The 19,230-nt window shown below is 70.1% G+C and carries 17 protein-coding genes; 15 read left to right on the top strand and 2 right to left on the bottom strand.

Annotation, left to right across the window (positions count from 1 at the left end; all coding sequences use genetic code 11):
- The first annotated feature begins 38 nt into the window (after positions 1 to 38).
- The 13 genes from ACGFZA_RS37090 (at position 39) to ACGFZA_RS37030 (ending at position 13,810) form a co-directional block, all read left to right on the top strand.
- Positions 39 to 716, top strand: coding sequence for an FMN-binding negative transcriptional regulator (locus tag ACGFZA_RS37090; protein ID WP_393684992.1), 678 nt, complete (start codon positions 39 to 41; stop codon positions 714 to 716).
- Positions 717 to 862: 146 nt separating this feature from the next.
- The gene (locus tag ACGFZA_RS37085) at positions 863 to 2,179 is read left to right on the top strand and encodes a lysine N(6)-hydroxylase/L-ornithine N(5)-oxygenase family protein (protein WP_385286022.1); all 1,317 of its coding nucleotides are present in this window, start codon (positions 863 to 865) and stop codon (positions 2,177 to 2,179) included.
- A 39-nt stretch (positions 2,180 to 2,218) separates the two neighbouring features.
- Entirely contained in the window at positions 2,219 to 2,446 is a 228-nt protein-coding gene (locus ACGFZA_RS37080) for an MbtH family protein (RefSeq protein ID WP_385286020.1), read from the top strand.
- Between the two features lie 148 nt (positions 2,447 to 2,594).
- Entirely contained in the window at positions 2,595 to 3,422 is an 828-nt protein-coding gene (gene ddaH / locus ACGFZA_RS37075; RefSeq protein WP_385286018.1) for a dimethylargininase, read from the top strand.
- Positions 3,423 to 3,721: 299 nt separating this feature from the next.
- Entirely contained in the window at positions 3,722 to 4,624 is a 903-nt protein-coding gene (locus ACGFZA_RS37070) for a DUF4097 domain-containing protein (protein WP_385286016.1), read from the top strand.
- 93 nt (positions 4,625 to 4,717) lie between these two features.
- Positions 4,718 to 5,968: a cytochrome P450 gene (locus ACGFZA_RS37065; protein WP_385286014.1), complete on the top strand. Its 1,251-nt coding sequence runs from the start codon at positions 4,718 to 4,720 to the stop codon at positions 5,966 to 5,968.
- Between the two features lie 305 nt (positions 5,969 to 6,273).
- Positions 6,274 to 6,777 (top strand): AAA family ATPase, encoded by a 504-nt coding sequence (locus tag ACGFZA_RS37060; protein ID WP_385286012.1) that lies wholly within the window; start codon positions 6,274 to 6,276, stop codon positions 6,775 to 6,777.
- 197 nt (positions 6,778 to 6,974) lie between these two features.
- Positions 6,975 to 8,003 carry an N-acetyl-gamma-glutamyl-phosphate reductase gene (argC, locus tag ACGFZA_RS37055; RefSeq protein ID WP_385286010.1) on the top strand — a complete coding sequence of 343 codons (1,029 nt, stop codon included), beginning with the start codon at positions 6,975 to 6,977 and terminating at the stop codon, positions 8,001 to 8,003.
- Positions 8,004 to 8,091: 88 nt separating this feature from the next.
- Complete coding sequence (argJ, locus tag ACGFZA_RS37050; protein WP_385286008.1) at positions 8,092 to 9,243, top strand: bifunctional glutamate N-acetyltransferase/amino-acid acetyltransferase ArgJ; 1,152 nt, start codon at positions 8,092 to 8,094, stop codon at positions 9,241 to 9,243.
- Between the two features lie 29 nt (positions 9,244 to 9,272).
- Complete coding sequence (argB, locus tag ACGFZA_RS37045) at positions 9,273 to 10,190, top strand: acetylglutamate kinase (RefSeq protein WP_385286032.1); 918 nt, start codon at positions 9,273 to 9,275, stop codon at positions 10,188 to 10,190.
- Positions 10,187 to 11,374, top strand: coding sequence for an acetylornithine transaminase (locus ACGFZA_RS37040; protein ID WP_393684986.1), 1,188 nt, complete (start codon positions 10,187 to 10,189; stop codon positions 11,372 to 11,374). The genes argB and ACGFZA_RS37040 overlap by 4 nt, the downstream gene beginning before the upstream one ends.
- Positions 11,375 to 11,520: 146 nt before the next feature.
- On the top strand, positions 11,521 to 13,032 hold the full coding sequence (locus tag ACGFZA_RS37035; protein WP_385286030.1) for an MFS transporter: 1,512 nt from the start codon (positions 11,521 to 11,523) through the stop codon (positions 13,030 to 13,032).
- 151 nt (positions 13,033 to 13,183) lie between these two features.
- A complete protein-coding gene (locus tag ACGFZA_RS37030) occupies positions 13,184 to 13,810 on the top strand; it encodes an RDD family protein (RefSeq protein WP_385286004.1) in 627 nt (208 codons plus the stop codon).
- A gap of 208 nt (positions 13,811 to 14,018) precedes the next feature.
- Here ACGFZA_RS37030 and ACGFZA_RS37025 read toward each other — a convergent pair whose 3' ends face one another.
- The gene (locus ACGFZA_RS37025) at positions 14,019 to 14,570 is read right to left on the bottom strand and encodes a GNAT family N-acetyltransferase (RefSeq protein ID WP_385286002.1); all 552 of its coding nucleotides are present in this window, start codon (positions 14,568 to 14,570) and stop codon (positions 14,019 to 14,021) included.
- 119 nt (positions 14,571 to 14,689) lie between these two features.
- Complete coding sequence (locus ACGFZA_RS37020) at positions 14,690 to 16,141, bottom strand: serine hydrolase domain-containing protein (RefSeq protein ID WP_385286001.1); 1,452 nt, start codon at positions 16,139 to 16,141, stop codon at positions 14,690 to 14,692.
- Positions 16,142 to 16,469: 328 nt separating this feature from the next.
- Here ACGFZA_RS37020 and ACGFZA_RS37015 point away from each other — a divergent pair, with 328 nt between their 5' ends.
- Both ACGFZA_RS37015 and cimA read left to right on the top strand, forming a co-directional pair.
- The gene (locus ACGFZA_RS37015) at positions 16,470 to 17,204 is read left to right on the top strand and encodes a TetR/AcrR family transcriptional regulator (RefSeq protein ID WP_385285999.1); all 735 of its coding nucleotides are present in this window, start codon (positions 16,470 to 16,472) and stop codon (positions 17,202 to 17,204) included.
- Between the two features lie 358 nt (positions 17,205 to 17,562).
- Positions 17,563 to 19,194 (top strand): citramalate synthase, encoded by a 1,632-nt coding sequence (gene cimA / locus ACGFZA_RS37010; protein WP_385285997.1) that lies wholly within the window; start codon positions 17,563 to 17,565, stop codon positions 19,192 to 19,194.
- Positions 19,195 to 19,230 lie beyond the last annotated feature (36 nt).

The raw sequence follows: 19,230 nt of genomic DNA, 5'->3' as shown, positions 1-19,230 counted from the left end.
GCGCCACCACCGACCCACACCGAAGGATGTGCTTTTGAATGTTCGTTCCCGCTCCCTACCGCCAGCCGTCCGCGCCCTGGATGGTGGACATCCTGCGGGGGAATCCCCTGGCACTGATGGTCTCCAACGGCCCGCGGGAAGCGGGTCCCTACGCCACACATCTTCCGGTGATCCAGGACCCGACGATGACCGAGGACTGGTCGGCCGATCTCTCGGGCGCCAGGCTCCTGGGCCATATGAACAGGGCCAATCCGCACTGGAAGGCACTGGACGACGGCGCCGTGGTCCTGCTGACCTTCACCGGCCCGCACGCCTACGTGTCACCGACGGTGTACCAGCAGACCCCGTCCGCGCCGACCTGGGACTTCACCTCGGTCCATGTCCACGGCGTGCTCCGCAAGATCGAGCACGACGAGGCCGGTGAGGAGACTCTGGAGCTGGTCAGGTCCACGGTGCGCGCCTTCGAAGCCGATTTCGGCGACTCCTGGGACATGTCCGAATCCCAGGACTACTTCCGCAAGATCCTGCCGGCCGTAGGCGCTTTCCGGATCGACGTGTCCGGAGCGGAGGGCATGTTCAAGCTCAGCCAGGAACAGGACCCGCATGTCCGCGAGCGGGTACGCGAGTCCTTCGCGGCGTCCGGCTCGGGGAGACACCAAGAGGCTGCCCGGCTGATGGGGAAACTGCCCCCGCCCGGCTGCCCGCACGCGTCCTGAAAGTATTCGGAGCGAAAGCATTCGGTGTGCGCTGAATTCATCGGCATGCTCCGAAAAAGGCCCTCGCAATTTCGCAGAACAAATTGTTGACCGGTCTGTATTTCGTGCACTAGCTTTCAAAAACCACCACCGGCGGGAGAATCGCAATGGGAACCAAGGATGAAATCTACGAGGTCGTCGGCATCGGCTTCGGTCCGTCCAACCTCTCACTGGCAGTTGCCCTCGAGGAGCACGGGAGCAATGGGCAGGGAAAGCCCATGTCGGCAGCGTTCTTCGAGCGTCAGCCGACTCTCGGATGGCACCGCAACATGCTGCTCCCGTCGGCGAAAATGCAGATCTCCTTCCTGAAGGATCTGTCCACCTTCCGCAACCCGGCCTCCAGGTTCAGCTTCATCGCCTACCTGCACGCCGCCGGCCGGCTGGCGCAGTTCGTCAACAACCAGGAGTTCTTCCCCACCCGGCAGGAATTCCACGACTACCTCGAGTGGGCCGAGTCGAGCTTCTCGGACCGGGTCACCTACAGCTCGGAAGTCGTGTCCGTCAAGCTCCCCCGGACACACGCGGACGCGCCGGCCGACCACGTGGAGGTCGAGCTGCGGGACACCGGGTCCCGCAGCGGCACCCGCCTGGTCAAAGCCCGCAACATCGTCGTGTCCACGGGACTCGTCCCCAAGATGCCCTCGGGCATCGAGAGGGACGAACGCATCTGGCACAGCTCGGAGTTCCTCGAGAAATTCCGGAAGCTGGACCAGAGCAAGGTCAAAAGGGTCGCCGTCGTCGGAGCCGGCCAGAGCGCCGCCGAGATCGTCCGGTACGTCTACGACGCGCTCCCGGACGCGAAGGTCTCCGCGATCATGCCGTCCTACGGCTACTCGATCGCGGACGACACCCCCTTCGCCAACCGGATCTTCGACGCCGACGCGGTGGACGACTACTACCACGGCAGTCAGCGGGCGAAGGACTCCTTCTGGCGCTACCACAAGAACACCAACTACGGAGTGGTCGACGACGAGGTGATCAGGGACCTCCACCAGCGCTCGTACGACGACGAAGTACGCGGGACCTCCCGGCTCGAGTTCCTCAACCTGTCCCGGGTCGACGGTGTGAAGCAGATCGGTGACGACGTCCGGCTCACGATGCACTCGGTGCGCAACGACGAGGCGTACCAGGCCGACGTCGACGTACTGATCTGCGCCACCGGATACGACTCCATGGAGCCGACCGAGCTGCTGGGCGAGCTGGAGGGCCACTGCCTGCGCGACGAGGAGGGCCGGTTCCGTGTCGAGCGGGACTACCGGCTGGCCACCACCACGGACGTGTCCTGCGGTGTCTACCTCCAGGGCGGCACCGAGCACACCCACGGACTGGCGTCCTCGCTCCTGTCGAACATCGCCATCAGGAGCGGCGAGATCGCCGACTCGATCGCCGAGAGGAGGAGCACCCGGCAGTACAGCGCGACGTGAACACACGTCGCAGAGTTCCCGAAGGATTTGGAGTTGCCCATGAGCACCAACCCGTTCGACGACACCGACGGCCGGTTCTACGTCCTGGTGAACGATGAGGAGCAGTACTCACTCTGGCCCACGTTCACGGACGTGCCTGCCGGCTGGCGGGTCGCGTACGGAGAGGAAGGCCGCCAGCAGTGCCTGGGCTACATAGACCAGCACTGGACCGACATGCGGCCCAAGAGCCTGCGCGACGAGATGGACAGGGACACCGTCCGCGTCTGACCGCAGAGCTGAGGAAGGGAGACAGCGAGCGTGGGCCCGTACCGGCCGACGACGCCCGGAACGGGCCCGGCCCGCTCTCCCGCCCCCGGAGTGCCACCGCGCGTGCGCACCCCTACGCCAGTACTTGATCACCCCACCCGGAGATGACATGACTTCCGTATCGGTGCACAGCCGCAAGGTCACCCGACGCCACTACCTGATGTGCCGCCCCGAGCACTTCGACGTCAGCTACGTGATCAACCCCTGGATGGACCCGGCGAAGCCCGTCGACAGCAGAATGGCCCTCCTCCAGTGGGAGTCGCTGTACAGCCTCTACCGGTCCCTGGGCCACCGGGTCGACCTCGTCAACCCGGTGCCGGGCCTGCCCGACATGGTCTTCTCGGCGAACGGGGCCACCGTCGTCGACGGCAAGGTGCTGGGCGCCAAGTTCCTCAACGCCGAGAGAGCCGCCGAGGCGCCGGCCCACCGGGCCTGGTACCGCGCGAACGGCTTCACGGAGATCCACGACCCCCACTACGTCAACGAGGGCGAGGGCGACTTCGCCGTCACCAAGAGCTGGATACTCGCCGGACGCGGCTTCAGATGCACGCCCGAAGGGCACCAGGAGGCGCAGGAGTTCTTCGGCCGCCCGGTGATCAGCCTCGAACTGGTCGACCCGCGCTTCTACCACCTCGACACCGCGCTGTGCGTGCTCGACGGTGACGAGATCATGTACTACCCGCAGGCCTTCACGCTCGGCAGCCGCGAAGTCCTCGCCCGCCTCTTCCCCGACGCCCTGCTCGTCGACCAGGACGACGCGGACGTCCTCGGCCTCAACGCCGTCAGCGACGGCCTCAACGTCGTCCTCCCCGAAGCGGCCCAGAAACTTGCCGGACAACTGCGGGCCCGCGGTTTCCGGACCCACGGCACCGACCTCTCCGAACTGCTCAAAGGCGGCGGCAGCGTGAAGTGCTGCACCCAGGAACTGCGGTTCTAGGGCGTGTTTCGAAAGTAGCGTCGCGAAGCCGGACGGGACTTTCACCACACGCCCTGGCAAGACGGCAGACGTGGGGCGCGACGCCATCCTCACGCCGCCCCCGCGCGTGCGTGCCCACCCCTCCACCCCGGGGTGGGCACGCATCGGCATGTCCGCCGGGCAGCGTGTTCAACTGTCCAGAATCCAGCCGATGCACACCCCGCTCCACACGGTTGTGCCTGCTCAGAGCCGTTCGAACGGGACCGGGGCGTGGCCGGGAGCACTTGTGAGCGCTCCTCTCCCGCACCACTCTGACGCTCATGGATCCGACCACCCACGTCGACGGCACCCGATACGAGCCGGTCACCGAGGCGTTCAGGACGCCCGGGCCGATCGCGCTCGTACTCGGACTCGGTGCCGGAGCAGCCTGTGTCCGGGCGAGCGACCGCAGTGACACCCGCGTACGGATCGCACCGGGAGACCCGGCCGAGGCGGCCGACGTACGCGCCGCCGAACGGGCCGAGATCACGTTCGCGGACGGAACGCTGAGCATCCGGGCCGCGCGAACCGGGCGGCCGGATCCGTCGCCCGGGTTCCTGACCGTCCTGGTCGAACTCCCCGTCGGTTCCAGCCTCCACGGCGACACCGGATCGGCGCACCTCGACGCCGCCGGACGCCTGGGGGAATGCCGGTTCACCACCGGGGCCGGCGACATCCGGCTGGACGAGGCCGGCCCGGTGCGCCTGCGCACCCTCAGCGGCGACCTGCTCCTCGGCCGGGTGACGGGATCCGCCCAGATCACCACCGGACGCGGCCGGGTGCGCGTCACCGAGGTCCTCGGCGCGGCGCGGATCCGCAACGCGCACGGCGCCACGCGGCTCGGCCGGATCACGGGTGCGCTGAAGGTGTCGGCCGCCGGCGGAGACGTCGCGGTGGACCTGGCGTACGCGGCGGTCGACATCAGCACCAGCACCGGAAACGTGCGCCTGCACGAGGCCGTGAGCGGCCCGGTGGTGCTCCGTACGTCCTCCGGAGACCTGGAGGCCGCCTTCTCCCCGGACGCGGGGGTCTCGCTCGACCTGCGCACCGACTCGGGCGAGCTGACCGACATCCTGCGCCGTCCCCCGGCGCGGGACCGCAGCCGGCCCGATGTGAAGACCCGTGCCCGCACCGGCTCCGGCAACGTGCTGGTACGCAACGCCCGACCGCGCTCCGCCCGCTGAATCCGGCCATGACGGGGCGCCCCCCCGGCCGGAGATCCCCTTCCATCCCCGAACGACCACACCCGACGCGGCCCGCGTCCGAAGGAGACCACCATGACCATCACGTCGCAGGAGACCGAGGTCTTCGCGCTGACTTCGGAGCTCGTCAGCGAGCCCGTCCGCGGCTACACGGAACTGCGGCGTCAGGCCCCGCTCGTCCGCGTGACCCTGCCCGACATCGAGACCCCCGTCTGGCTCATCACCCGGTACCAGGACGCCAAGGCGGTCCTCAGCGATCCGCGGTTCGTCCGGGACCAGGGCAAGGTGCCGGGGCTGGCGCAGGACGGCCCCAGCATCGCGGAGCAGATGATCGAGGCCTACGGGCTGCCCGCGGAGTACCGCGACTACCTGGGCATCATGGTGCTCGTCGACGGCGAGGAGCACAGCCGGCTGAGGAACCTGGTCACCAAGTCGTTCACGGCCCGGCGCATCAACGCCCTGCGCCCGCGCCTGGAACAGATCACGAAGGAGCTCGTCGCGCCGCTCGCGGCCCGGAAGGAGGCCGAACTCCTGGAGGACGTCGGGTACCCGCTCGCCTCGACCGTCATCTGCGCGCTCATCGGTATCGATGACGCCGACGTGCCGCAGATGCGGACCTGGATCCGTGAGTACGCCTCCGGCGACATCGACCTGGTCATCCCGGCCCTGCGGAACATGGTCGAGCACTCCAAGGACCTCATCGCCCGTCGCACCGCCGCGCCCACGGACGATCTCGTCTCCGGCTGGATACTCGCCGGAAAGGGCGACCCCGACGGCCTGACCGAGACGGAGATGGTCGCCCTGATCCTGCTCCTGATCAACACCGGCATCACGCCGCCCGCCCTGTTCATCGCCAGCGCGGTGCTCGCCCTCCTCGACCACCCCGACCAGCTGGCCCGGCTCCGCGCCGAGCCGGAGCTCCTCGAACGCGCCGTGCCCGAGCTGCTGCGGTTCACTTCCCCCGTGCCGATGGGCGCCCCGCTGTACGCGGTGGAGGACCTGGAGTTCGCCGGAATGCCCGTCAAGAAGGGGGAGGCGGTGACGAGTGCGCTGCTCGCGGCGAACTTCGACCCCGACGAGTACCGGGCGCCGGAACGCCTCGACATCACCCGCGATCTGGGGCGCGGTGTGGGCCACGTCGCGTTCGGCCACAGCGCCCACTACTGCATCGGCGCGGCACTCGCCCGGCTGGAGGCCGAGGTCGCACTGGACCAGCTGCTCATCCAGCAGACGGAGCTGCGGCTCGGTGTCGCACGCGGCGACCTGGAGTACTTCGATCTTCCCGGGGAGGGGCGTCACCTGCACAAGCTGCCGGTCACCTTCTGAGTCACCCGCACCGCCGAGAACGGCGCCCGGACGGAGCTTCCGCCCGGGCGCCGTTCTCTGTGCGCCACGCGGTGGGCGGCCGGCCCCGGGGCCGTATCCGCGTCACCAGGACGCCGGGCCGGGGCCTGTGCCCTGCCGGGCGGGAGTGCGCTCCGAGCGTTGACCACTGCAGAATTCCCGGACATTGCGGTAAAACCGTGCTGGCGCCGCTTCAGTGGCGCCCCGGCCCCTGCAACCGGCGGAGAACGTCCCGGGGCCGCCCCGCGGCGCGACGCGGCACACCGGTGAGCCGTCACACCATCAGCATGGGAGACCACGTGTCCGACACCGTCTTTCCTTCCCCGGTCCTCATCGTGCTGCTCGGTGCGGCCGGCAGCGGCAAGAGCACGACGGCCGCCGCCTGGCCGCCCGAGAGTGTGCTGGAACTGGATACGTTCCGTGAGCTCATCAGCGACGATCCGCTGGATCCGGACGCGACCGACGAAGCGGTTCACGCGCTGGCCACGGTGGTCGAACGCCGGCTGGCGCGCCGCCTGACGACGGTCGTGGACATCGACCACACCGAGGCGGCGTTGCGCGCGAAGCTGCTCGGCCTTGCCGAGCGCTACGACGTCCCGGCCGTGGCGCTGGTCATGACCACACCGCTTCGGCTCTGCCTGGACCGCAACGCGTCGCGTCCCGCGTACCTGCGGCTGCCGGCGGACACCGTGCGCGAGCAGTACTGCCAGGCGCTCGACGCCACTCCGGGTCTGCGTGCCGAGGGGTTCGACCATATCGAGGCCTTGTACGGCGGCAGCCCGCACCGGTGACCGGGGGCGTTCGGAGACGTCCGTGACCGGAGCCGGGGGCTGCGGCCCCGGGCGCGATGTGCGGATTCCCGGAAGGCGCACGTCACGAGGGGCCGGCGGCCGGCGCCCGTTGGAAACTTGTCATGTTCATGCCTGGAGTGGTTGTAAGTGGATCCCGGCTGATGGACATTCATGGCGTCGCCGACCAGGAGGGGAACATGACTGTGCGGGTAGCAGTGGCCGGAGCGAGCGGATACGCGGGCGGGGAAGTGCTGCGCCTGCTGCTCGGACATCCCGGGGCGGAGATCGGCGCCCTGACCGGGGACTCGAATGCCGGCCGAAGACTCGGCACGCTCCAGCCGCATCTCCTCCCGCTGGCCGACCGGGTCCTGGAACCCACCACCACCGAGGCGCTGAGCGGACACGACGTCGTGTTCCTGGCGCTGCCGCACGGCCGGTCGGCCGCCGTCGCCGCGCAGTTGGGCGAGGACGTGCTGGTCGTGGACATGGGCGCCGACTTCCGGCTGGCGGACGCGGCCGACTGGGAGCGTTTCTACGGCTCACCGCACGCCGGGACCTGGCCCTACGGCCTGCCGGAGCTGCCGGGCGGCCGCGCCGCTCTGGAAGGGGCCTCGCGCATAGCGGTCCCCGGCTGCTATCCGACCGCGGTGTCCCTGGCCATGTTCCCCGCCTACGCCGCGAGGACGGCCGAGGCCGAGGCCGTGATCACCGCCGCGTCCGGCACCTCGGGCGCGGGCAGGACGGCCAAACCGCATCTGCTCGGCAGCGAGACGATGGGCTCGATGAGTCCGTACGGCGTCGGCGGCGGCCACCGGCACACCCCCGAAATGATCCAGACCCTGAGCGCGGTCGCCGGGGAACGCGTCACCGTCTCCTTCACCCCCACGCTCGCCCCCATGCCCCGCGGCATCCTCGCCACCTGCAGCGCCCGGGCCAGGCCGGGTGTCACCGCTGCCGACGTGCGCGCGGCGTACGAAAAGGCATACGCGGACGAGCCGTTCGTCCGCCTGCTGCCCGAGGGGCAGTGGCCGGCGACGGGATCGGTGTACGGATCCAACACCGCGCAGATCCAGGTCGCCTACGACGAGGCGGCCCACCGTGTCATCGCGATCAGCGCGATCGACAACCTCGCCAAGGGAACGGCGGGTGGCGCGGTCCAGAGCATGAACATCGCCCTCGGGCTTCCCGAGGTGACCGGACTTTCCACGATCGGAGTCGCACCGTGAGCGACGCACGCGCGGCCTGCGGGCCGCGGACCACGACGATGCCGGCGCCCCCGTGCTGCGCGGGCGCAGAAGCGAACGGGGAGATGCAGTGAGCGTCACGGCAGCACAGGGGTTCACGGCGGCCGGTGTGGCCGCCGGGATCAAGGCCGGCGGTGACCCGGATCTCGCCCTCGTGGTCAACCACGGGCCGAACCGCGCCGCCGCGGGCGTCTTCACCTCGAACCGCGTGAAGGCCGCCCCCGTCAGATGGTCGCAGCAGGTGCTCGCGGCGGGCAGGGTGGCCGCGGTCGTCCTCAACTCCGGTGGCGCCAACGCCTGTACGGGAGCCCAGGGGGCGAAGGACACCGGTGCCACGGCCTCGAAGGCCGCTTCCGTCCTGGGCGTCCCCGCGCACGAGGTCGCGGTCGCGTCCACCGGTCTGATCGGGATCCACCTCCCCATGGACAAGCTGCTGCCCGGTGTCGAGCGGGCCGCGCGGGAGCTGTCCGGTGAGGGCGGTGAGCGGGCCGCCATCGCGATCAAGACCACCGACACCGTGCACAAGACCAGCGTGTACGAGGGCGCGGGCTGGACCGTCGGCGGAATGGCCAAGGGAGCGGGCATGCTCGCCCCCGGCCTGGCCACCATGCTCGTCGTCCTCACCACCGACGCCGACGTCGACGCCGCGCGCCTGGACTCGGCCCTTCGCGAAGCCACCCGCCTCACCTTCGACCGTGTCGACTCCGACGGCTGCATGTCGACCAACGACACCGTGCTCCTGCTCGCTTCCGGTGCCTCGGGGACCGAGCCGGACGCGGACGAGTTCGCCGCGGCGGTCCGCACCGTCTGCGACGACCTCGCACGGCAGCTCATCGGCGACGCCGAGGGGTCCAGCAAGGACATCCGCATCGAAGTCGTGCACGCCGACAGCGAAGCCGACGCCGTGGAGGTCGGAAGGGCCATCGCCAGGAACAACCTCCTCAAGTGCGCCATCCACGGAGAGGACCCCAACTGGGGCCGGGTGCTGTCCGCCATCGGCACGACGCGGGCGGTCTTCGATCCCGACCGGCTCGACGTCGCCATCAACGGCGTCCGGGTGTGCCGGGACGGCTCCATCGGCGAGGACCGCAACAAGGTGGACATGAGCGGCCGTGAGGTCCTCATCACCGCGGACCTCGCGGCCGGATCCGCCACGGCCGTCATCTGGGCCAACGACCTGACCGCCGAATACGTCCACGAGAACAGCGAGTACGCCTCATGACTGTGCTGAGCACGATGACCCCCACCGGGATGGCCGCTGCCCGTAAGCACATCGCCCTCCCCAAGGCCGACGCCCTCGCGGAGGCGCTTCCCTGGCTCGCGCGCCACCGCGGCAAGACCGTCGTCATCAAGTTCGGCGGCAACGCCATGGTCGACGACCAGCTCAAGGCCGCCTTCGCCGAGGACATCCTCTTCCTCTTCCACGCCGGTCTCAGACCCGTCGTCGTGCACGGCGGGGGTCCTCAGATCAACAAGCAGATGGACCGGCTCGGGCTCGACTCCCACTTCACCGCAGGCCTGCGGGTGACCACGGACGAAACCATGGACGTGGTACGGATGGTGCTGGCCGGTCAGGTCCAGCGGGAACTCGTGGGACTGCTCAACCGGCACGGTCCGCACGCCGTCGGCATGACCGGCGAGGACGCCCGGCTGATGACCGCCGGCAGAGCGTATGCCGAGATCGACGGCGAGCGCGTGGACATCGGCCGGGTCGGTGAGATCACCGGAATCGACCCCGGAGTCGTCCGGGCGCTTCTGGACGACGGCCGCATACCCGTCATCTCCTCGATCGCCCGCAGCACCGATGACGCCGACCACGGGGTCTTCAACGTGAACGCCGACACCGCCGCCGCCGCCCTGGCGGCCGCGCTCGACGCCGAGGTGCTGATGATCCTCACGGACGTCGAAGGGCTCTACCGGGACTGGCCGCACAGCGACGACGTCATCTCCCGTCTCAGCGCGACCGAGCTGGAGGCTCTACTCCCCGAGCTGGCCAGCGGCATGATCCCCAAGATGAGGGGCTGCCTGCACGCCGTCAGCAACGGTGTCCGCAGCGCACGGGTGATCGACGGACGGGTACGGCACTCGATCCTGCTGGAGATCTTCACCGACGAGGGCATCGGGACCATGGTCGTACCCGACGAGGCGGCCGAAGGCGCTGCCGCGTGAACGGCCCCTCGGGCAACGCGGATCTCACCCGGCGCTGGCAGGCCGCGATGATGGACAACTTCGGCACACCGCGCCTCGCCCTCGTCCGGGGCGAGGGGACCCGGGTCTGGGACGCCGACGGCCGGGAGTACCTCGATCTGCTCGGCGGGATCGCGGTCAACGCCCTGGGCCATGCCCATCCCGCCGTGGTCGAGGCGGTGTCGCGTCAGGTCGCCGCACTCGGCCATGTCTCCAACTTCTTCGTCGCCGAACCGACCGTGGCGCTGGCGGAGCGCCTTCTCGGTCTGGCCGGCCGCGACGGGCGCGTCTACTTCTCCAACTCGGGTGCCGAGGCGAACGAAGCCGCCTTCAAGATCGGACGGCTCACCGGGCGTACGCGCATGGTGGCCGCCCGGGGCGGGTTCCACGGCCGCACCATGGGCGCCCTCTCACTGACGGGCCAGCCCTCCAAGCGCGACCCCTTCCGCCCCCTGCCCGGTGATGTCACCTTCGTCCCCTACGGAGACACCGAGGCGTTGCGCGCCGCCGTCACCGACGACACGGCATTCGTGATCCTCGAACCCGTCCAGGGCGAAGCCGGCGTCCAGACGCCCCCTTCCGGATACCTCGCCGCGGCGCGCGAGATCACGACTGCGGCCGGGGCGCTCCTGGTCCTCGACGAGATCCAGACGGGGATCGGCCGCACCGGCCACTGGTTCGCCGCACAGGCCGAGGGGGTCGAGGCCGATGTCGTCACCCTGGCGAAGGGGCTGGGCGGCGGCCTGCCCATCGGTGCCACCCTCGCCTTCGGTGAGGCCGCCGGCCTGCTCGCCCCGGGCACGCACGGCTCGACGTTCAGCGGGAACCCGGTGGTGTGCGCCGGTGCCCTCGCCGTTCTGACCACCATCGCCGAGACCGGGCTGCTCGGCCAGGTGAAGCGGACGGGTGAGCAGCTGCGCCGCGGTATCGAGGCGTTGGGCCACCCGTTGGTGCGGCAGGTACGGGGAGCGGGGCTCCTGCTGGGCATCGTGCTGGCCGAAGCTGTCGCCCCGCAGGTGCAACAGGCGGCTCAGGATGCCGGGCTGCTCGTCAACGCCGTCGCCCCGGACGTCATCCGACTGGCCCCACCCCTGATCCTAAAAGACCAGGACGTCGGTATGTTTTTGGATCGTTTTCCCGGGGTTCTCAAGGCTGTTGGCGCGTAGCGGCCGGGGACTCTCGGATGTCGCTCCGTCAAACGGGTCCGGAAAAGGCCTAGAAAAAACCAGGACGCTGGTTTGATAATGTGTCCACTGCTCCTCACTGACGGCTGCGGCCGCCGGACCCCCACGCCGTTTTGAAAGGTTGAATGATGGAACGTCACCCACGACGCTGGCTCATCCTGGTCGTGCTGTGCCTCAGCACGCTCGTGCTGGTGATCGACAACATGGTGCTCACCGTCGCGGTCCCGACGATCACCGAAGAGCTCAAGGCGAGCGCTCAGGACATCCAGTGGGTCCTCGAGTCGTACATGCTGGTCTTCGCCGGCCTCCTGCTGACCGCCGGAAGCCTGTCCGACAAGTTCGGCAGGCGGAAGGTGATGATCATCGGCCTGGCCCTCTTCGGTGCGGCCTCCCTCCTCGGCATGGTCGCCACCACCCCGGAGCAGCTGATCCTCGGCCGCGTCCTGATGGGCGTCGGCGGCGCGTTGGTGATGCCGAGCACGCTGTCGATCCTCATCACCGTCTTCGACGAGGCCGAGCGGCCCAAGGCGATCGCGGTCTGGAGCGCGGTGGCCATGGTCGGCCTGGTCGGCGGCCCGGTTCTGGGCGGTGCGCTGCTCGCCCACTACTGGTGGGGAGTCGTCTTCCTCATCAACGTCCCCATCGCCGCGCTCGCCATCGTGGCGGCCATGGTGCTGATGCCGGAGTCCAAGGGACCGTGGCGCAAGGCCGACCCGGTCGGCATGGTGCTGTCGGTCATCGGTATGGGCGCCCTGGTGTGGACGATCAACGAGCTTCCCAAGGGCGGACTCGGTCACACCGGCACGCAGGTCACGCTCGCGGTGACCGTGCTCGCCCTCGTGGGGTTCGCACTCTGGGAGAAGCGCCACGCCTCTCCGATGGTTCCCCTCGCGCTGTTCCGCGACCGGGTCTTCACGGGGGCCAGCTTCTCCCTCGTCCTGCTGACGCTGGCCAACGGCGGGCTGATGCTCGTCCTCACCCAGTACCTGCAGTTCGTCCTCGGCTACACCCCCACGGAGACGGGTCTCGCCTTCACTCCGCTGGCCGTTGCCACGCTGGCGTTCAACGCGCTCGGTGCCTCGCTGATCGCGAAGACCGGCAACCGCGCCATGGCGGTCCTCGGCCTGCTGGTCATCGCGTCCGGCTTCGCACTGCTGTCGACCCTGTCCGTCGGTGACGGCTGGGGCGTCCTGGCGGGCGCCATGTGTCTGATGGGCGCGGGCAGCGGCCTGGCGATGCCCGCGGCGATGGCGGCCATGATGGGCGCCATTCCCGAGGAGCACGCGGGTGTCGGCAGCGCGCTGAACGACACCATCCAGCAGGCCGGCGCCGCGCTCGGCGTGGCCGCTCTCGGAGCCGTTCTGACCAGTACGTTCACCAGCAACATGCCGGACAGCGCCCCGGCGGCCGCCCGTCATTCGATCGGCGACGCGCTGGTCGCGGCCGACAAGGACCCGGGTCTGCTGAAGTTCGTCAACGACGCCTTCACCGACGGTATGTCCGCCAGCTTCCTGGCCGGCGCCGCCGGCGTCGTGGGAGCCGCGGTCCTGGCGTTCTTCCTCATGCGGGAGCGTCAGGGCACGGAGCAGGCGGCGAAGGAGAAGGACGCAGTCCCGGAGCAGGTTCTGACCACCGGCTGACCTGACCCGGATCCACTGCGGCAGCGGAGGCCGTGGCCTGTGGGCACCACAGGGCCACGACCGCCGCTGCCGCCGCACGGACGCGGCCCTCGGCGGTCCGGCCCCGCGTCGCTTCGGAGTGCACCCGCGGACCGCACTTCGGTGGGAGACCATGTCCAGTCCCTGCAGCCCCCTGCTCACGGCGGGCCGCCCCTCCGCGGCCCGCCGTGTCCTCGCCTGGTCCGTCGACTTCGCTCTGGTCCTGGGCATGGCCTATGTGCTCGGTGTGCTCGCCGCCCACCGTATTGCCGAGTCCCTCACCGACCTGCCCGAGCTGGCGGCCCTGGGCGGATGGAACCTGCTGACCGAGGACGGCGGAGCCCTGGACCGGGCCCGGCAGTTCGCCTGGGCGCTGTGGGACGAGGCGGCGTTCATCTTCATCCAGTCCTGCGTCCTGCTGGTCGTCAGTACCTTCCTCTACCACTGGGCCACGCTGACCTTCGGCGGATGCACCCTGGGCAAGCGGCTGCTGGGTCTGCGCGTCACCCGGTGCAGTGCGCGCACGGCCGCCCTGCGCGCGGCGGCGACCACCACCGCCGATGTGGCGTGTTTCGCCCTGGCCTGCTGCCTGCTGGCCGCGGGGGCCTACCTCGCCGCCTTCGGCGCCTGGGTCCTCGCCGGTGCCGCGTTCTGGGCCAACGGCCTGCCCGCGCTCTTCTTTTCGGGCCGTTCGCTGGCCGACCAGCTGGCCGGCACGGCTGTCGTGCGCAGGGGACCGCCGGCCGGCCGGGCGGCGTGACGAGGGCCCTCCAGGCCGGGCACGCCGGCACGTCCGCCGTGCGGGGCGGCACTTGCCCGCCCCGCACGAAGAACGCCACCCCGCCGGCTCACGAGCCCGGCGAGGTGGCGTCCGGTCCTGCGGGCCGTCCCGCGGAACGAGTGCCCCGACACGGCTTTCAAGTGTCCGGAACGGCTGGGTTGCACGCCACCGCGCAGCCCCGCCGGACTCAGAGAGGCGCGAGGACCATGAGGATCTGGTCCTGGTCGTTGCCCGGTCCGAGCCGGAAGGCGGCGGGCCAGCGGCCGACCTCGTGCCAGCCCAGGCGCCCGTAGAAGTCCTCCAGGCCGTTGCCTCCCCGGGCGGTCAGATGCAGCTGCTCCAGGCCCATCTCGTCCCGGGCGACCCGGTGGGCCTCGCGCATCAGGGCGGAGCCGACACCGAGGCCACGGACCGCGGTACGCGTCTGCACGTGGTGCACCGTGCCCCAGTGGCCGATCAGTTCGGAGGGGTCGCGCCGGACGTTGAGCCAGCCCACGACGTCCCCGTCCAGCCAGGCGGTCACGAGCCGGCTGGTCAGGGGCGTCAGCTGACCGATGAGGCGGTCGACCGCCGGGGCGGCCTGGCGCATGTAGATGGGCGGGACGTGGAAGCCGGCGGCGCCGCCCGCGTTGGTGACCTCGATCCAGCACGTCGCGAGCGCTCGGCGCAGGGCGGGAGTGACCTCACCGGGGGAAGCGAACTGGCGCAAGGTGGGGAGTCTGGTGGCGAGACTGTTCATCTCACGATCCTGCACGGAGGGGAGCGTGCCTCACCAGAGGACGCAGGCCCGTACACCCGCACAGCGGGGGACCGGCACACGGGCCGGGGGTGCCGGTCCCCGGCCCGTGTGCCGCTGCGTCAGGCGGTCTTCGGGGCAGCCCTCATCCCGATGTACACGCAGGCTGTGCCGTCGGCCAGGGTCGAGAAGACGACGGGCATCCAGTCGGCGCTGTAGGCACCGCTGCCGGGGCCGGCGAACACCGTCGGGGACACCGGGACGAGGTCCATCTCCAGCGGCGGCGAGAAGTCCTTCATGCCGTCGACGAACTCGTACACGAGGTGGGCCCTGCCGTCGTTCTCGGCGATGGTGATCAGGACGCCCTCACGCTTGTACGTGCCGACGAGCGGCGCGAGGTCGACCACCGGAGGCTGCGCGGGCGGTCCGAAGGGGGCGGGCATGCGGACCTGCGCGAGGTCCTGGAGCAGCTCGTCGAAGAGCTCCGCGTAGAGCTGCCGGGCGTCGCCCCCGTTGGTGAGCAGGACCAGCGCCACACCTGCCGAGGGAACCACGCGCAGGAAGCCGTACTGCCCGATGGACGCGCCGTCGTGTCCGAAGCCGGAGGTTCCGGACCAGTCGTACAGCGTCCAGCCCAGACCCCAGCCGTCGGCGCTGACCGTCCACTTGTCGGGAACGTCCACCTCGCGCTGCTGCATCGCGGAGACGCTCCGCGGAGTCAGCAGGCGGACGCCTTCAGGGGTCTCGCCCCCTTCCAGGTGCAGCTTGACCAGACGGGCCACATCCCCGGCCGTGGCGAGTACGCGGCCGTAGGGGCCGGCGGAACGGGGCATGAGGTCCCATGCCGGAGCGGGCGCCGGCTCCTCCCCGAGTTCCCCCAGGTGCCCCATCGCCGTCCGGTGCGCGAGCGCCTCCTCGGGGAGCGTCATCGTGCCGCTGAGCCCGAGCGGGACCAGGAGCCGCTCCTTGAGCGCTTCGTCCCAGGTCTTTCCCGTGAGCACTTCGACGATGCGGCCGAGCACGTTGTAACCGAGGCTGCTGTACGAGACCGCGGTGCCCGGAGGGCAGTCGAGGCCCACGTCCCTGGCGGCCTCGACGTAGCGGGCCAGGCAGTCGTCCCCGCGCCCCGAGTCGTAGGTGAAGTCGCAGGTGAGTCCGCTGGTGTGGGACAGCAGCTGCCGTGTGGTGATCGTGCGGGTCGCCTCCTCGTCGGCGACGACGAAGTCCGGCAGCACGTCCCGTACCGGGGCGTCGAGGTCGAGGGCACCGTCGTCCACGAGCTGCATGATCAACGTTGCGGTGTAGATCTTGGCGAGGGATCCCAGCTGGAAGACCGAATCGGGCGTAGCGTCGACTCCGGTGCCGCGGTGCAGTACGCCGCTCGCCAGGGCGTGCACCTCGCCGTCGACGAGGACGGAGAGCGTGGCGCCCGGAACGTGATGGGTCATGCGGAGCTGGTCGAGCCGGGCCTGCCAGTGGTCCAGGTACAGCCTGCGGCCCTTGGAGTCCTTCGATCCCCAGTCACCCGTGGCCGCCCAGTCGCCCTGCGCGTTCCAGCTCAGGTTCTTCGGCATGACTTCTCCCTCGGCAGGCAGTGTTCCCTTTACGCGAACACTGTACGCACAAGAGAATTCTGTGCGCAACGGCGCATGATGTGTGCGGCTGGTTCGCGACCCTCCGGGGCGGAATCCGGTAGTCCGGCGGCCGATCGGCCTGCTCCGGCGGCTCCTTGGGCGTGGAGCCCGCGCGGAGCCGCGCCTCATGTGCCCGGGGCCCGCGTGCCCGCACCGCGCCGCTCGGAGCGGCCGCGTCGGGTGTGGGCAGGTCACGGCGCTGCGTACAGCGTTCCTCATTGCGCACACCATGAGTTACGGTGGCGGACCGACGAGAGGGTGAGGACCCATGCAGGCCGACAAGCAGCCGATTCCTTCCGTGTGGACTCGCCCACGCCGCCAGAGGGAGCATCTGACCCGCGAACGCATCGTCACAGAAGCTGTCCGGCTGCTGGACGCGGACGGCACCGAGGCGCTCAGCATGCGCACCCTCAGCAACCGGCTGAACGCGGGGGCCACTTCGCTCTACCGGCACGTGGCCAACAAGGACGAGCTCATCGAGCTGGTCGTCGACGAGGTCTACGGCGAGCTGGACGTGCCGGTGGCCGCGCACCGGTCCGAGTGGCGAGCAGCCGCGGCCGGCGCGGCCAACAGCCTGCGGGCCATGGCGCTGCGCCATTCGTGGATCGCTTCCGTCCTGGGCCAGGTCGGCCTGTCCCACCTCGGCCCCAACGTGATGCGGATGTCGGACCGGATGCTCGCCGTCTTCGAGACGGCCGGCTTCCCCGCGGAGGAGACCGACCGGGCCGTGAGCACGCTCGTCGCCTACGTCATCGGTGTGGCCACGTCCGAGGCCGCGTACCTGTCGATGATCTCCCGCAGCGGCAGCACCGAACAGGAGTGGGTGGACGATCTGCGCCCGGCTCTCGAAGAGGCCGCCCGCGACCACCCGCGCTTGATGAAGGATCAGGTCGCCCAGCGCGGGGTGGACCCGGGGCAGGTCCGCGACGAGACCTTCGACTACGGCCTGCAGTGCATCCTCGACGGGCTGGAGGCCCGCCTCACCCGCAACGGTCAGGCCTGACGGCCCGTCCACGCGTGCCCGCCTCACGCCGAGGCCGGCGGGCGGGCCGGCGCCGATGCCGTCCGCCCGCGTGCGGTGACCTCCGTCCCGAGGCCGGCCGTTTCCCGCTCCGCCGCCGTGTCCGCACCGGTGGGCGGCGGCCAACCCTCGCCGCAGTCAGCGCTGTTGACCCTCGCGCGTGAGTAGTAGCGTGCCGAAAACCGCACCAGAGGCAGAAGTCTCACGACGAGGGGGTCACCATGGGAGTGCCAGGTCTTCCGGAACCGTCGACGGCAGGAAGCGCTCCCCGCACAGCGCCCCGGCCCGGCGGCGCACCGCTCTCCTGTCCGTGGAGCACCGTGACCGAAGCCCGGCCGGCATGAACGGGACAGCCGTTTCCCCCCGCCGCGCAGCCGCCCCCCGGGCCGACGACGGATTCCACCTCTTCGACACCACTCTGCGCGACGGCGCCCAGCGTGAGGGCATCAACCTCACGGTCAGGGACAAGCTCGCCATCGCCCGGCATCTGGACGACTTCGGAGTCGGGTTCATCGAGGGCGGCTGGCCGGGTGCGAACCCTCGTGACACCGAGTTCTTCGCGCGGGCCCGGACCGAGATCGACTTCCGGCACGCGCAACTGGTGGCGTTCGGTGCCACCCGCAGGCCCGGGGCCAGGGCGAGCGAGGACCTCCAGGTCAAGGCCCTGCTCGACTCCGCCGCGCCGGTGGTCACGCTGGTCGCCAAGGCCCACGACCGGCATGTGGAACTCGCCCTGCGCACCACGCTCGACGAGAACCTGGAGATGATCCGCGACACCGTCTCCTACCTGCGGTCCGAGGGCCGGCGCGTCTTCGTCGACTGCGAGCACTTCTTCGACGGCTACACGGCCAACCCGCAGTACGCGACGGCGGTCGTACGCACGGCCAGGGACGCCGGCGCCGATGTCGTCGTGCTGTGCGACACCAACGGCGGCATGCTTCCTGCCCGGATCCACGCGGTCGTCACCGCCGTCCTGGCCGGCACGGGAGCCCGGCTCGGCATCCACACCCAGGACGACTCCGGCTGCGCGATCGCCAACACCCTGGCGGCCGTCGACGCGGGCGCCACGCATGTGCAGTGCACCGCCAACGGCTACGGCGAGCGGGTCGGCAACGCCAACCTCTTTCCCGTCGGCGCCGCTCTCGAACTCAAGTACGACATGCGTGTGCTGCCCCCGGGCGCGCTGGGTGAGATGACCCGTATCTCGCACGCGATCGCCGAGATCGTGAACCTCGCCCCCTCGACCCATCAGCCGTACGTCGGTGTCTCGGCCTTCGCCCACAAGGCCGGCCTGCACGCCTCCGCGATCAAGGTCGACCCCGACCTCTACCAGCACATCGACCCCACGCTGGTCGGCAATCACATGCGGATGCTCGTCTCCGACATGGCCGGCCGTGCCTCCATCGAGCTCAAGGCGCAGGAACTCGGCGTCGAACTCGGCGGCGATCGCGAACTGATCGGCCGGGTGGTCGCCCGGGTCAAGGAACAGGAACTGAGCGGCTACACCTACGAGGCCGCCGACGCGTCGTTCGAACTTCTCCTGCGCGAGCAGGTCCGGGGCAGGCCGCAGCGGTACTTCCACATCGAGTCCTGGCGGATCATCGCCGAGGACCGCCCCGGCGGCGGCCAGACCAACGAAGCGACGGTGAAGCTCCGGGCCAAGGGCGAGCGCCGCGTCGAGACCGCCGAGGGCACCGGCCCCGTCAACGCTCTCGACCGGGCGCTGCGTGCCGGCCTGGAAACCGTCTACCCGGAGCTCGCCAAGCTGGAACTGGTGGACTACAAGGTCCGGATGCTGGAACAGGCCCACGGCACCACCTCGTCCGCCCGGGTCCTGATCTCGACCGCCGACGCGACCGGCGAGTGGTCGACCGTCGGAGTCGGCGCCAACGTCATCGCCGCATCGGGGCAGGCCCTCCAGGACGCCTACGCCTACGGCCTGCTCCGCGCAGGCGTCGAACCGGCCGAGTGACAGCGGCCCGGGCGCCTCGGCGTCCGGGCCGCTGGT

This window comes from Streptomyces sp. NPDC048211, assembly GCF_043202315.1.
GTDB lineage: Bacteria > Actinomycetota > Actinomycetes > Streptomycetales > Streptomycetaceae > Streptomyces.
The sequence above is the reverse complement of the archived record's forward strand: the minus strand, read 5'-3'. Positions and strand labels throughout refer to the sequence as shown.

What these genes read in the sequence shown, in the direction of transcription:
- ACGFZA_RS37090 (WP_393684992.1), top strand. Translation starts at nt 39, where the DNA reads ATGTTCGTTCCCGCTCCCTACCGCCAGCCGTCCGCGCCCTGGATGGTG.
- ACGFZA_RS37085 (WP_385286022.1), top strand. Translation starts at nt 863, where the DNA reads ATGGGAACCAAGGATGAAATCTACGAGGTCGTCGGCATCGGCTTCGGT.
- ACGFZA_RS37080 (WP_385286020.1), top strand. Translation starts at nt 2,219, where the DNA reads ATGAGCACCAACCCGTTCGACGACACCGACGGCCGGTTCTACGTCCTG.
- ddaH (WP_385286018.1), top strand. Translation starts at nt 2,595, where the DNA reads ATGACTTCCGTATCGGTGCACAGCCGCAAGGTCACCCGACGCCACTAC.
- ACGFZA_RS37070 (WP_385286016.1), top strand. Translation starts at nt 3,722, where the DNA reads ATGGATCCGACCACCCACGTCGACGGCACCCGATACGAGCCGGTCACC.
- ACGFZA_RS37065 (WP_385286014.1), top strand. Translation starts at nt 4,718, where the DNA reads ATGACCATCACGTCGCAGGAGACCGAGGTCTTCGCGCTGACTTCGGAG.
- ACGFZA_RS37060 (WP_385286012.1), top strand. Translation starts at nt 6,274, where the DNA reads ATGGGAGACCACGTGTCCGACACCGTCTTTCCTTCCCCGGTCCTCATC.
- argC (WP_385286010.1), top strand. Translation starts at nt 6,975, where the DNA reads ATGACTGTGCGGGTAGCAGTGGCCGGAGCGAGCGGATACGCGGGCGGG.
- argB (WP_385286032.1), top strand. Translation starts at nt 9,273, where the DNA reads ATGGCCGCTGCCCGTAAGCACATCGCCCTCCCCAAGGCCGACGCCCTC.
- ACGFZA_RS37035 (WP_385286030.1), top strand. Translation starts at nt 11,521, where the DNA reads ATGGAACGTCACCCACGACGCTGGCTCATCCTGGTCGTGCTGTGCCTC.
- ACGFZA_RS37030 (WP_385286004.1), top strand. Translation starts at nt 13,184, where the DNA reads ATGTCCAGTCCCTGCAGCCCCCTGCTCACGGCGGGCCGCCCCTCCGCG.
- ACGFZA_RS37025 (WP_385286002.1), bottom strand. Translation starts at nt 14,570, where the DNA reads ATGAACAGTCTCGCCACCAGACTCCCCACCTTGCGCCAGTTCGCTTCC.
- ACGFZA_RS37020 (WP_385286001.1), bottom strand. Translation starts at nt 16,141, where the DNA reads ATGCCGAAGAACCTGAGCTGGAACGCGCAGGGCGACTGGGCGGCCACG.
- ACGFZA_RS37015 (WP_385285999.1), top strand. Translation starts at nt 16,470, where the DNA reads ATGCAGGCCGACAAGCAGCCGATTCCTTCCGTGTGGACTCGCCCACGC.
- cimA (WP_385285997.1), top strand. Translation starts at nt 17,563, where the DNA reads ATGAACGGGACAGCCGTTTCCCCCCGCCGCGCAGCCGCCCCCCGGGCC.